Origin of the sequence: Sphingomonas sp. 67-41, from assembly GCF_001899725.1 — a bacterium.
GTDB lineage: Bacteria > Pseudomonadota > Alphaproteobacteria > Sphingomonadales > Sphingomonadaceae > Sphingomonas > Sphingomonas leidyi.
On record NZ_MKWJ01000005.1, the window covers coordinates 1 to 11,073 of the forward strand.

Sequence of the window (11,073 nt, forward strand, 5' to 3'; positions counted from 1 at the left end):
CTCCTGCTTGAACTCTTCTGTGTGCTTGATCATCTCGTCGGTCTCCTGTTGCGAACTCTAATCGCTCAGGTGACCGGCGCAAATCCGTTACAAGTCCATTCTGGCGTTCCCTCGGCAGGGGGCGCAGCCCTGACCGATGCGGCCTGTGCGTCGATATCAAAGCCGTCGATCGAGAGGCCGACGATCATGTTGATGAAGGTCTTGGCCACCGCGATCACCGCCTCGGCCTCCTCCTTGTTGCTGAAGGAACCTTGGTGGACGACGGCGTTGCGGACGGTGTTGATCTTGCCCGCCGAGCTGATCAGGGCGCGTGCCGTTGGGCTTGTCCGGGGGGTCGCGAAGAAAACGGGTACGAACAGGCGCTCGACCTTCAGTGGGAGACTATTTGCCCAACGGAGGAACTGGTCGACGATGGCTGCATCGAACTGGGTCTTCTTGCCCCACTCGGTGCGTACCGCATAATTGGCGGCGATTTCCGCAGCCGTGGCGCAACGCACGATCGCTGCGGATGGTTCATCGCGCCCATGGAGCCCCGACAATTTGGTCCACTGGGACTGGAGTTTCTCAAGGTCGGTGCGCTCATTATAGGGCTTCCGCGAAGATTTTCGGTGGGCATCGCCTTTGGCACTCTTCACGCATTCCCCTGTGTCTGATTGCACGCAACTCTATCGCATCGTCCGTCACCACGGCGAGGTTTTGATGACTTGCAACTATGGGAGAAAGCTTCACCTTTTGGGACGCGCGAGGAAGCGCGCAAGAGGATTGCGATGATGTCGACGGCGGAGCAGTTACCCAGGATCTTTCAGGCAAATCTCGGGCGGTTCTTCGATCGCGTGATCTTGCCCGTCATGGACAAGCTGCCGTCCCATGCGGAGCTTGAGACCGGGGAGACCGATAGCCTTGATCAGTTTCTCGATCGGGCGGCGGCGCAGGTCGACAATTATACTGCCAATGAGGCGGCCAAGGCGTTTGTCCTTACCCTCGCCGGTTTGTTCGAGCGACAAATGAGCCGCTGGGCGCGCGCGATACAGGATGCTGGGGGTTCCGATATGGGCAAGCTCAACGGCTTTGAAGCACTGCTCGCCGGCTGTGCCGAGCGCGCCGGTATCGACCTTATGCTTGAGCCTCTTGGAGAGGCTCTGACGGAGATGTTCGTGGTTGCCAATGTCGTGCGTCATGGAGAGGGGCGATCCTGCGAAAGGCTGCGCGCGCTTGCCCCGCACCTCTGGGATGAGGAATCTGTCGACTATCACGATCTCCTCCCCGGAACGCCGGTGGCAAGTGAACATGTGCGCATCCGGCAAGCGGACCTTGAGCGCTATATCCGGGCCACCACGCGGTTCTGGGGCTTGGCCGATCCCCTTCCCCTGGCGGTGAAGAATCCGCCTTATGGGAGCCTATGACGGCGTGCCGGAGATGTTCGAACCGGAGGACGAAGAGCCACGCTATCGTCGGGTGTCCGACATCGGGCGGAGCGATCTTTTCGAGGCGCTGAAGTCGCTGGCCGGCTTTGCCGAGAACCCGTTTCTCGTGATGCAGGCGAGCCAGCTTTGCCATGTCGATAATCTGCTGAACGGCCTTGAAGAGCAGGTCCTGCAACAGATGGCGGAGGATGATCCGCCACGATCGACCATGGCCATGGTGCAGGCGCTTTCGCCGATGTGGATCTTCGCTGCCTATGAATTGCTGCGCACGTGGCGGCAGCGCTGTGAAGAGGTCATCAAACTGGCCGAAAATGGTGGGTTCGACCAGAAGGCGAGCCATCTCGAGCGCGAGCTTGGGTACCGTCATTATGACCGGGAGCTTCGCGCGCAGCAGTTGCGTGATGCGCAGGAACGCCCGGAACTGGTGGATCAGATGCGAGTCGATCTGCGCCGCACGGAAATGGGGTTCACCACGCTGGAGTTCATCCGGGTTGCGCTCGCCAAGCATGAGGTCAGCAAGAAGGGCAACAAGAAGCCCATCGCCTTTGCTCCGGGGCTGGCCCTTCCCAATCGCCATACCGGGTCGATGGACTATGAGATGAGCAATGGCGGCTCGATTATCGGCTATGTCTCCCGTCGCGACATTGCGGAGACGATCCGGTTTTTCCCTGAGGCGGACAATCCAAGCGATGAGGATCTGACCGGATTTCGGCACTATATGAACCCGCACGATGTCGAGCCACCAGGTTCGAACGGGAGCACGCCATGACCAAGGGCATGCCTGCGCAAACCCAGCCGAAGGCGTTTGATCTGCTGGCGTCGCTGGCAGCCTTTGCGCAGCGTGAAGGCGTCGCCCTCAACGATCCGACGCTAATCGACAGGTTCATGACCGATGCTCGACCGAGGCTGGAAATGGCGTTGTCCGACGCGGCCCTGATCCATGGCTCACGGATCGAACGGCTGTTCGAGGCGACGGTTCTGACCCTTGGACGCTATCGGATGCTGAAGACCGAGGACATCGGCCGTGTTCATGGCAGCGGGGCATCGCGTGCGCCGGATTTCCGGGTTGTTCTCGACGACGGCGCGCAATGGCTGGTCGAGGTCAAGAATGTCCGTAGCGATAAGCCGCTCAGGCAGCGCACCTCCATGTCGGCGGCTTATCTCAACTCGCTGCAGTGCTATGCCGACATGGTCGGCACGCCGCTCAGGCTGGCGATCTTCTGGTCGCTCTGGAACATCTGGACGATCATTCCACCGGAGCGTTTTCGCCGTTCCGATGGCGGCCTGCGTGTGACTATGCAGGAGGCTGTGATGGCGAATGAGTTCGGCAGGCTCGGCGAGGTGATCATCATGACGCGGCCACCGCTCCGCCTGGTGCTCGACGCCGACCGGAAAATGCCGAGAAAGTTGAGCCCGGAGGGGTTGGCGGAGTTCATGATCGGCGCCGCGCGCATGTATAGTGGGGACACAGAACTCACCGATCCTCGGGATCGCAGGCTGGCGCAGATTCTCTTCCTGTTCGGGGATTGGACCGTGGGCGAGCCGATCGCACGGATGGATGGTGTCGAGATCGGAGGTGTCGAGTTCGTGGCGCAGCCTGAGGAGCCATCGGACCAGGGCTTTGACGGGATCGGCTGGGCCAGCCGGATTTTCAGCCGCTATTATGCCGCGCAGACGGTCGACGGCGATCAGGTGATCCAGCTCCATGGTAAGGCGGTGCCCGAATGGTTTGCACCGCTTGGGGCGTGGGACTTCAAGAACAGCCGGCTCCCTTTATGGCTGGGGCACATCGAGCCGAACAGCGATCGGATCAAGGCCGAGCCTGGTCCCGATTGACTCGTCGAGTCCCGCACGAATGGCGGCGGCGATATCGCCATTCAGTTCATCGGGTCTCAGACCGAGAAGGGAAATCACGCGGCGGCGCAGCTCGGGAATATATTTCAGGAATTCGCGGTCCTTGCGCTGGTTCGCCAACAGCGTCTCGATCGCCTCAAGACTCCATAATATGGTGATCCAGCATTCCATGAAATCGACCGGCATGGCCTCGAAATCGCGTGCGAGCATGACGCGCCGTATTGCGGGCTTGCCGCCGCAGAAAAAGGCGACAAGGACACGCACGACGAAGCGTGGCCAGCCAAGGAGGGCACTGGATGTATCCAGGCCCTTCGGCAGATCAGGGCATCGGGCCTTGTAGAGGAGGAACAGGATCCAGTAGCGCAGCCGCAGCACGTCGCTGGGACCGAGCGCCTCTTCGTCGCCTTTGAGTCCTTCGGTATAGCCAAGAATATGCCGCTCATAGAGCCGGGCGTCGACCGGCGCGGGCGCGAGCGATGGCTTGCCAGTATCGCGATGTTCAACGCTTTCATCGGCCGGGTCATCCTCACGGTCGGTGTCGGCCTTTTCGTCCGAGAGGTCGTCGAAAGCTGTGTCGTCTTCGGCGGATTGATCTGCTTGAGGGCCGCGGCCGGAGAGCAGATTGAGGAAGTCGCGAATCGTGTCGCTATATGTGCCGGCAAGACTGTTATCGCCCTCGCCGCCCGAGCGGCCGGCGCCGGAGCGCGCCTGGGTGAACTCCTCATAGCTCAATGAAACGGGGGCCGCCGGCTCGTCCACGCTTTTGCGCTCTTGCGGCCGGGCGGCCGACAGGGCGCGCGGCTGGGTCACGGCCTCGAAATCTGCGCGCACAAGGGTCTCGAATGCCTGGTGCATCCAGAGATCGAAATCAGCGCCATCGGTGAAGGGCGCGAGCGCCCGGGCCACGCTGCCGGTCGCTACCTCCCGACGTCGGGCGCGCAATATCTCGCGATGCGTGATGTGCGCGAGGGTCGAGACGATATCGCCGGTGACCAGTCGAGCGAAGCAGAGGGACTTGTGCAATGCGGGCTCTACCGGTGCGCGCCGCCGATTATCGATCTGGACGAAGGATCGCACCGGGATCGTCCCGATCAGGCGTGCAGACCGGTCGAGCAGCTCGATGTCTCCATCTGCCACATCCGCTTTCGCGGTTGTCCAGATGAGCTGGCCCTGGTCGAGTTCGAAGATGCCGGGCTGTCGGGCTTCGATGGTATCGAGCGGGATCGGGGATGTCACAATCGGCGGTGACAGGTCGGAGAGCTTGATCGGCGTGGCATCGATCCAGCGTTCGAGGCCCAACGCTTGCCGCGCTGCGCCGGCGGGAAGCCTGCGATAGATGCAGGCTTCGGCATTGGCGCCTGGCATCCCGGCTGATCCGAGGGCGGCACTGGTACAGTTGGCGCTGCCGAAGAGGATATGGTCGTGATCAATGGTCGAGGCGATGATGATCTTGGCGTGCGTGAAGCGCCGGGATGGCCACTGAAGATCGACGATCGTCGCCTTTTTGGCAAAGCGTGCATCGACCGGAAATTCATGATGGCTGCGGTTGATCGGGAGGATGATCCGGGTCGGGGAGAGGCGCTGCGAGAGATCGGCCAGCGCAGCGAGATCATGGTCCCAATAGGGACTGATTACCGTCAGACTCTGGACCTTCGCGCCCTGGATCAGCGACACGAACCGGTCTGCGATTCCCGTGTCGCCGGGCCCATGGAGGAAAGCGATGCCAGTTCCATCCAGTTCGTGCACGGCATCCCCTGCTGGCCCGCCGAGCCAGGTCGCACGCTCTTGTGTCCAACGCAGCGCATCGCGCGCCGGAGAAGGGGCGGCGGGCACGAGTGCGTCGAGATAGCGCCAGATAGAGCGAATGATGTCCTGCTCGGGGCTTGGCGTATTCTTGCATTCGATTTCGACCGCGACCTCGGCGTTACCGGCAAGGCCTGATGCGGTGAGGTTGGCGGAACTGACGATCGCCCGGGCGCTTTCCCGGCCAATTTGCAGGATGATTTTTGGATGGAAAATGCCGTTGGCGGCTGGCGGGCTGTAGAGTGCATAGTCGCGACCGAGGGCGGCCGGAAGGGTTGAGCCGTCCGCAAGCGCGAGCGCGGTCATGCGCGCGTCAGTCAGAAGGAGGAGGTTCGTGGCGCCGCTGGCCATGAGCTGGGGCAGCAGGATTTCCTCGACCGCAGCGAACTCCAGGGCGAAGCTGGTGGCGATCGCACTATGGAAAGGGCGGCCGCTGCGGCGACCCAGACGATCGGGGAGCTTCATCGGCCAGCATCCCGCGCCGCCAGACCAAGCGACGTCAGGCCATCATCATCAAGGAGATGGATGTCGGCGAGAAACTGGATTGCGGATGCCAGCCGCGGCGTGGTGGCGACCGGCTGGTAGGCGGCGAGATAGACGAAACGTCCCTCGCGCTGTTCGAACAGGAACGTATAATCGCCCTGTCGCCGCAGTTTTTGCATGGCGACATGGCTGTGCCGTCTGATGACGCGCTCGATCATATAGTCGGCGATGAGCGTGGCGATGCGCTCCCCTTCCCTGCCTTCGAGCCATGATATTTCTGTCCGTAGCGAGTGCGCCATCCCGCGTTCGGGCAGACCTTGCGCCGCGGCGGCAGCCAGATCGGGACGGTCAAGGAGCCTCTGATGGAGCGCGGCTATCAGCAGGAGTGCGCTGACGGCCTTGTCGGCGGCTGCGCCGCGTGCGCCGGTGAGTTCGTCCCACATCTCGGCATAATCGAAGGTACGTGGATCGAGGCCGAGTCGCAGCGCGCGCCAACTCAGGTCTGGATGGGGCTCATCCAGCGTTTCCAGATGGGTGAGGATATCAGCGCGGATCTCAGTAAGCGACTTGCCTTGAGCCTCGGCGTTGATGATCTTTATGCCCCATGCGAGCAGTGCGGCGCATGCTACCTGCATCATGTCCTGGCATTGATAGGCTTCCCAGGCGAGCCGCTGGGTTTCGAGGCTGGGAGGAAGGGCCGGCTCGGGTGGATCGAAAAGATGCCAGCGGACCTGTTCGGGGCTTGGCCACTCCTCTTGCGTGAAGGCGGTTTCGAGGATGAGGTCGAGCGATGCCGCGCGGCTCGGCCCTGACTTGCTCGCGTCATCGGACCGGGCGAAGAGCAGTGTTTCGTAGAAAGTCCGCTCCTCGCTTTCTTCCGCGATCTGCGAAGGTGCGATGGGTTGAAGCCGGTCGAGTTCACGCAGGCTTACCTTAGCGTCGACGATCTTCTGTCGCAGGAGTCTGGCGAGGTCCGGTCCGATGGCATCGGCGAACAGGGAGGCCGCGCGACGGCCGAGATCCTTGGTGGCGACCTGGATGCCGTGGCGGTTTTCGGTGAAGAGGTTCATTTCAGCCATCTGGCTGTAATAGGCGCCCCCGAAGACCCCGAGCGATTGGCGAAGGTACCGTTCCTGCGCGGGATCGGTCGAGGCGGCGGCTTCAAAGTCGATCACGCGTCCCGAGGTCGCGAGGCGGCGATTGGCCCACTCGATACCGCCGACGCCGGTCTCACCCGTCCGTGCTGACACGAGGGCGTAGAGTGCCTCGGCGCGGCGCACCCAGATGCGCCAGGCTTCGAAGTCGCTGGTCGCGCCCCGGCGGGCATAGGTTTCGCTCACCCAGCAATAATAGCCATAGTAGCGCATGCGCAGCGTGACGTTGCTGATGCCCGGGAGCAGTGACTGATAGAGCAGCACGCCGCTATTCTGCATGCCGAGCGGGTCGAGCCCGCGCTTTTCGGCTTTTTCGGTCCATTGTGGCAGCAGGTTCATCGGCCCTCGGTGACTGTTCGGGCCGGCGGCCTCATTTCGCCATAGTAACGAGCGATGAAGTAATGGTGATCAATCGAGCGGATCATTTTGCGGGACGATCTGGCCGGCACGTCGCATCGAGGTTGCCGCAATGGCTGCGAGAACCAGGCCTGCAATCACGAAACAGAGGTCGCCGACGATGCGCCACGCCAGCACCCCCGCGACTCCGCCGAGCAGGAAGGACAGCACCGTACCCGTGTGAAGGCTCAATCGGGTTGTAATCTCCCCGCGATCCGCGGGGCCAGCCTTACCGCGAAGGATATCGAGCATCCTGGCGAGTCCGATGCCGATGTCAGTGGCCATGCCCGATACATGGGTGGTGCGCACCCGCGCGTTTGAAATATGGGTAACGATGGCGTTCTGCTGCCCCATGAGGAAAGCGAGGCCGATGATCAGCATCGGCACCCCTGCGGAGCGATCGAGCGCCATCCGCGCAAGACCGAGCGCGGCAAGAAGAGCGGCTTCGACCAGGATTACGCGGGCGTAGATGGTGCCGATCCCGCGCCGCAGGCCTGAGCCGATTGCGAGCGTCGAAACCAAGGAACCGATGATGAAGGACAAGACTATGGCGAGATAGCCAAGAGCATGCCCCCATTGTCCCATCGCGAGCAGGCTGGAGAGGGCGGACACATTTCCGGTCATGTTGGCGGAGAAGAAGCCGACCTCGTGAAACGCCGCCGCATTGAGTCCGCCCGCCACCCACGCCAGCGCGAAGGCAAGCTTGCGGTCCAGCCGACTGTCGCGTGCGTCGCCCTGGCGGATCAGCATTCCGCGATCATCCGCGCGGCTGCCCGATGCGCACGACTTTGGTGCGGCCTGTCTCGCCGCGAACGATCTGGATCGAAGAGACGGGCTGGCCCAGGGCGTGGGCGAGAAGGCGCAGGATCGCTTCATTGGCCTTGCCGCCCTCGGCTGTGGCCGTTGTGCGTACAAGAAGTTCCAGGCTCCCGGCTTGCGATGGCAAAAGGATTGCGTCGGCCGAAGCATTTGGCGTGGCGCGCAGCGCGAGACGTCCTTCGCGATCCGCCAGCGCGCGGATTTCGATCGCAGAGGGCATCGGTATCCGGCGTCGCGCCATCAGCGCTTGCGAACGAACTCGGCGCGCAGCACGAGGCCTTTGATGCCGTCGAACTTGCAATCGATTTTCTGTGCGTCACCGGTCAGGCGGATCGCCTTGATGAGCGTTCCGCGCTTGAGCGTCTGACCAGCGCCTTTGACGTCCAGATCCTTGATGAGTGTCACCTGATCGCCGTCGGCGAGAAGGTTGCCGACAGCATCCCGGACTTCTGGCTGAACGGCGGCGTGCTGGCGCTGGGCAAGTTCGGAAGCTGGCAACCACTCGCCGCTTTCCTCATCATAGACATAATCTTGGTTGCTATCGGTCATCTGTCCTTGTCCCTTGGTCAGTCACTGTTGGCCGGCGACAGCCTGGCGCAAGCGCACACCGCGTCCCCCGGTCTGGCTGGTCGCATTCTCGCCGATCAGCTCGACACCTGCGCGTTCAAGCGCTGTGACGACCTTGACCAGCGTTTCCACGACACCCCGCACCTGTCCGTCCGACGCTTCCATCCGCTGGATCGTGGGAAGCGATACGTTTGCCAGTTCCGCCAGTCGCTTCTGGTCGATGCCGAGCAAGGCTCGCGCCGCGCGCATCTGCTGAGAGGTGATCATGCTGCGCTTATGACGTATAAGACATCATATTTCAATCTTACACCATCACTGTCCATATGTTATACCCATGCCAACCGGAAATTTGGAATATGGCAGACGTGATCTCGTGATGCACATCGCAATGACGCGGATCGACCGATTCGGCGGCGCTCGGCGCATCGTGGTGCGATGAAGACGGGCAAGCGGATCAGGGGCTTTTTCCTCCTCCAGAATATGATGCTGAAGGATTTCGTCCGGGAGGCAAGCGCGCGGCAGGCGCTTGGGCGGGAGGAGGTCGACCGACTTTGCCGGCTCGAGGCGCTCAACGCTGCCGAGCTTGAGAGATGGGAGCAGGATCTCTTCATGGCCGGTGACCAGCCGACGTTTCGGCAGAGAGGCGGCGGGTAAGGAGGCCTGTTCATATCGCGCGAACGAACCCGGCGCTGTCCTGCTCGCTTGCCGTCCGTAAGCCATTTCAGAGGCGGTTACAGGTTCGGGCTGATTTGAGGCATAGTTCCCCCCTTACCCGGCCATCAGGCCGGACCGATCCACAGCAATTCGAGGATGCTTGCTCCGCGCTGCCAGGCCTCGACCCGAACCCGTCGATCCTGATGCGTCCGAAGATCCGAGTCTGTCTGAAGGCGCCAGAGAGGCCCCTCCTCGACCTCCAGAAAAGGGCCACGCTCGTTGAGGCGCAGTATCCCGTGCAATCGCAGCGGCGCCTTGCTGTCAGTCATGGGCGAGTGCCTCCGGAATGGAGACTGTCCGGGGCGAGCGGGATGAAAAAGACAGAACAGACATTACCTCCGCATGGCATAAGCGTGTTCAGACTTGCAATCTTGTTCATTTTATGTTCTCAGGCACACTGAGGAGCCATGCCATGATCCGCGATTATCTCGCCAGCTATGATTATAACTTGCCGCTGGACGATGCGGCGGTCGATCCTGATCTGCCACTGGTTCGCCGCCGGCTGGCGAGCCTCGCGGCGAGCGAAGGTCTGGATGGCGGCTATTACGAGGCCCAGGAGATGGCCGAGGCGTTTCTCGATGCTGCCCGAGAGGCGAATGCGGGCATCGAGGAGGAGGACAGCCCTGCCCGTGTTCTCCTGCGTGATATTCTGGATCGCGACCTTGCCTATCAGCATGAGCTATTCGATGAAGTTTGCCAACTGCCGTTGGCGGACGCAGCCGCGCATCTGGCCTGGCTTGCCGATTTGATGAAGCGGCGGGCAGATATGGCGCGGCCAATCGCGGCCGACCTCGGTTATCGCCACTGACGCGGCCACCTTCGGTACAATCAAGCCTTTTGCCGCCCTTCATCTTCGACATGCGTGCGTGCATTGGCATGGCCTGATGCGTGACTTTCAGGCATTTCCCAGGCGGGTTGCCACCGAGCGAACGATGCGCGCTTGCTCGGGTCCGAGCGTAGCGAGAAGCTTAAGCTCAGCGTCTGTGAGTTCTTCCTCGGTGGAATAGGCATCGATGGTATAGCTGCCCCGCGCGAAGGTGTCGGCGGAAGGCAGCACCATGGCGGTGTAGGATTGTGGCCAGAAGCAGATGAGCAGCCAGGGCCAGTTCGGTATCTGAGGCTCATAGCGAGCGAAGATGATGTCACGGGTGCGCAAGGCAGACGGGCGCCGGTCGAGAAGAGCGGGCGCTACCGGGGTCGTCCGCGGCTCGCACAAAAATGCCTCGAATTCGTGCATTTCTGCGAGGCTTTCGAGGATCACGGGGTAGTAGCGGCCGAGTGCCAGACCTCCGCCCGAAAAGCGAGGTGGGATGTCGATCAGCAGGATATCCGGCAATGTCGGGAGTGGCCGGTGATAATAGAGCCTCGCGGCGGCCAGGTCATCGATAAGTCGCATGAAGAGAGTTTTTCGGTGAAGCCGTTTGGCAGTCAACAACAGTCGCAGACAGATTGACGGTATCGTCATGCCGCGAGCCGTTCGACACCCGCATTGAACCGATCGATCCAGTCCCGCATCGTCGGTCGTTCGGCGAGTGGGATCTGGGCCGCGACCCGTTGGAAGTCGATCAGATCAACCGGTGCGCCGGCAATGATCGCGTCTATTTCGGAAGCAGGCAGCAGAGCGCGTTCGCGGATGAAGTGGGTCATCGAGCCGGGGCGCTCACGCGTCGACTTGCGCCACAGACCCTCGACCGTCACAAGGCGCGGAGCGGCGCGAGCCTCCACCAATATGATCAGGCGGAGGCACCAGCCTGGAAGGGTGATCAACTCGCCCGTTTTCTGCGCGAGACAAAGCCATTATGTCGCCATTGAGACGATTCATTCTCTTTGACGGGCTATGGATATTGCCCCATCATCGA

At 61.8% G+C, this 11,073-nt stretch carries 14 protein-coding genes and 1 pseudogene; 5 read left to right on the plus strand and 10 right to left on the minus strand.

The features are described 5' to 3' along the window. Window positions 1–65: 65 nt before the first annotated feature. Window positions 66–635, minus strand: coding sequence for a hypothetical protein (locus tag BGP17_RS03120; RefSeq protein WP_286710979.1), 570 nt, complete (start codon window positions 633–635; stop codon window positions 66–68). Window positions 636–767: 132 nt separating this feature from the next. Here BGP17_RS03120 and BGP17_RS03125 point away from each other — a divergent pair, with 132 nt between their 5' ends. The 3 genes from BGP17_RS03125 to BGP17_RS03135 are packed head-to-tail and all read left to right on the plus strand — an operon-like array spanning window position 768 to window position 3,260. Continuing rightward, window positions 768–1,403 carry a ferritin family protein gene (locus BGP17_RS03125; protein WP_070156531.1) on the plus strand — a complete coding sequence of 212 codons (636 nt, stop codon included), beginning with the start codon at window positions 768–770 and terminating at the stop codon, window positions 1,401–1,403. Further along, window positions 1,390–2,193, plus strand: coding sequence for a hypothetical protein (locus tag BGP17_RS03130; protein WP_083276932.1), 804 nt, complete (start codon window positions 1,390–1,392; stop codon window positions 2,191–2,193). The genes BGP17_RS03125 and BGP17_RS03130 overlap by 14 nt, the downstream gene beginning before the upstream one ends. Continuing rightward, window positions 2,190–3,260 carry a hypothetical protein gene (locus BGP17_RS03135; RefSeq protein ID WP_070156530.1) on the plus strand — a complete coding sequence of 357 codons (1,071 nt, stop codon included), beginning with the start codon at window positions 2,190–2,192 and terminating at the stop codon, window positions 3,258–3,260. The genes BGP17_RS03130 and BGP17_RS03135 overlap by 4 nt, the downstream gene beginning before the upstream one ends. On the opposite strand, the gene BGP17_RS03140 is transcribed toward BGP17_RS03135, so the two are convergent. The 6 genes from BGP17_RS03140 to BGP17_RS03165 all read right to left on the minus strand — a co-directional run bounded on the left by BGP17_RS03140 (window position 3,198) and on the right by BGP17_RS03165 (window position 8,767). Beyond that, the gene (locus BGP17_RS03140; protein WP_070156529.1) at window positions 3,198–5,546 is read right to left on the minus strand and encodes a phospholipase D-like domain-containing protein; all 2,349 of its coding nucleotides are present in this window, start codon (window positions 5,544–5,546) and stop codon (window positions 3,198–3,200) included. The two genes, BGP17_RS03135 and BGP17_RS03140, sit on opposite strands and share 63 nt — an antisense overlap. Continuing rightward, entirely contained in the window at window positions 5,543–7,057 is a 1,515-nt protein-coding gene (locus tag BGP17_RS03145; RefSeq protein ID WP_070156528.1) for a hypothetical protein, read from the minus strand. The genes BGP17_RS03140 and BGP17_RS03145 overlap by 4 nt, the downstream gene beginning before the upstream one ends. 69 nt (window positions 7,058–7,126) lie before the next feature. Beyond that, window positions 7,127–7,864 carry a YoaK family protein gene (locus BGP17_RS03150; RefSeq protein WP_070156527.1) on the minus strand — a complete coding sequence of 246 codons (738 nt, stop codon included), beginning with the start codon at window positions 7,862–7,864 and terminating at the stop codon, window positions 7,127–7,129. Window positions 7,865–7,871: 7 nt separating this feature from the next. After that, complete coding sequence (locus BGP17_RS03155; RefSeq protein ID WP_070156526.1) at window positions 7,872–8,174, minus strand: DUF167 domain-containing protein; 303 nt, start codon at window positions 8,172–8,174, stop codon at window positions 7,872–7,874. After that, entirely contained in the window at window positions 8,174–8,482 is a 309-nt protein-coding gene (locus BGP17_RS03160) for an alkylphosphonate utilization protein (RefSeq protein ID WP_070156525.1), read from the minus strand. The genes BGP17_RS03155 and BGP17_RS03160 overlap by 1 nt, the downstream gene beginning before the upstream one ends. Window positions 8,483–8,503: 21 nt before the next feature. Then, window positions 8,504–8,767, minus strand: a complete 264-nt coding sequence (locus tag BGP17_RS03165) for a helix-turn-helix domain-containing protein (RefSeq protein WP_030539266.1) — start codon at window positions 8,765–8,767, stop codon at window positions 8,504–8,506. A 168-nt stretch (window positions 8,768–8,935) separates the two neighbouring features. Between BGP17_RS03165 and BGP17_RS03170 the strand changes: the two genes are divergently transcribed. Beyond that, on the plus strand, window positions 8,936–9,154 hold the full coding sequence (locus tag BGP17_RS03170) for a hypothetical protein (protein WP_070156524.1): 219 nt from the start codon (window positions 8,936–8,938) through the stop codon (window positions 9,152–9,154). Between the two features lie 125 nt (window positions 9,155–9,279). Here BGP17_RS03170 and BGP17_RS03175 read toward each other — a convergent pair whose 3' ends face one another. Next, on the minus strand, window positions 9,280–9,483 hold the full coding sequence (locus BGP17_RS03175) for a DUF5818 domain-containing protein (protein ID WP_070156523.1): 204 nt from the start codon (window positions 9,481–9,483) through the stop codon (window positions 9,280–9,282). Window positions 9,484–9,626: 143 nt separating this feature from the next. On the opposite strand from BGP17_RS03175, the gene BGP17_RS03180 reads away from it, so the two are divergent. Further along, entirely contained in the window at window positions 9,627–10,022 is a 396-nt protein-coding gene (locus BGP17_RS03180) for a hypothetical protein (protein WP_070156522.1), read from the plus strand. Between the two features lie 87 nt (window positions 10,023–10,109). On the opposite strand, the gene BGP17_RS03185 is transcribed toward BGP17_RS03180, so the two are convergent. Both BGP17_RS03185 and BGP17_RS03190 read right to left on the minus strand, forming a co-directional pair. Next, a complete protein-coding gene (locus BGP17_RS03185) occupies window positions 10,110–10,610 on the minus strand; it encodes a hypothetical protein (RefSeq protein ID WP_070156521.1) in 501 nt (166 codons plus the stop codon). A gap of 65 nt (window positions 10,611–10,675) precedes the next feature. Next, a pseudogene (locus tag BGP17_RS03190) lies at window positions 10,676–11,011 on the minus strand (hypothetical protein); the annotation flags it as partial. Window positions 11,012–11,073 lie beyond the last annotated feature (62 nt).

Coding starts and splice junctions, on each gene's coding strand:
- BGP17_RS03185 (WP_070156521.1), bottom strand. CDS start 10,610: ATGCGACTTATCGATGACCTGGCCGCCGCGAGGCTCTATTATCACCGG.
- BGP17_RS03140 (WP_070156529.1), bottom strand. CDS start 5,546: ATGAAGCTCCCCGATCGTCTGGGTCGCCGCAGCGGCCGCCCTTTCCAT.
- BGP17_RS03170 (WP_070156524.1), top strand. CDS start 8,936: ATGAAGACGGGCAAGCGGATCAGGGGCTTTTTCCTCCTCCAGAATATG.
- BGP17_RS03165 (WP_030539266.1), bottom strand. CDS start 8,767: ATGATCACCTCTCAGCAGATGCGCGCGGCGCGAGCCTTGCTCGGCATC.
- BGP17_RS03135 (WP_070156530.1), top strand. CDS start 2,190: ATGACCAAGGGCATGCCTGCGCAAACCCAGCCGAAGGCGTTTGATCTG.
- BGP17_RS03145 (WP_070156528.1), bottom strand. CDS start 7,057: ATGAACCTGCTGCCACAATGGACCGAAAAAGCCGAAAAGCGCGGGCTC.
- BGP17_RS03155 (WP_070156526.1), bottom strand. CDS start 8,174: ATGGCGCGACGCCGGATACCGATGCCCTCTGCGATCGAAATCCGCGCG.
- BGP17_RS03175 (WP_070156523.1), bottom strand. CDS start 9,483: ATGACTGACAGCAAGGCGCCGCTGCGATTGCACGGGATACTGCGCCTC.
- BGP17_RS03125 (WP_070156531.1), top strand. CDS start 768: ATGATGTCGACGGCGGAGCAGTTACCCAGGATCTTTCAGGCAAATCTC.
- BGP17_RS03160 (WP_070156525.1), bottom strand. CDS start 8,482: ATGACCGATAGCAACCAAGATTATGTCTATGATGAGGAAAGCGGCGAG.
- BGP17_RS03150 (WP_070156527.1), bottom strand. CDS start 7,864: ATGCTGATCCGCCAGGGCGACGCACGCGACAGTCGGCTGGACCGCAAG.
- BGP17_RS03130 (WP_083276932.1), top strand. CDS start 1,390: ATGGGAGCCTATGACGGCGTGCCGGAGATGTTCGAACCGGAGGACGAA.
- BGP17_RS03180 (WP_070156522.1), top strand. CDS start 9,627: ATGATCCGCGATTATCTCGCCAGCTATGATTATAACTTGCCGCTGGAC.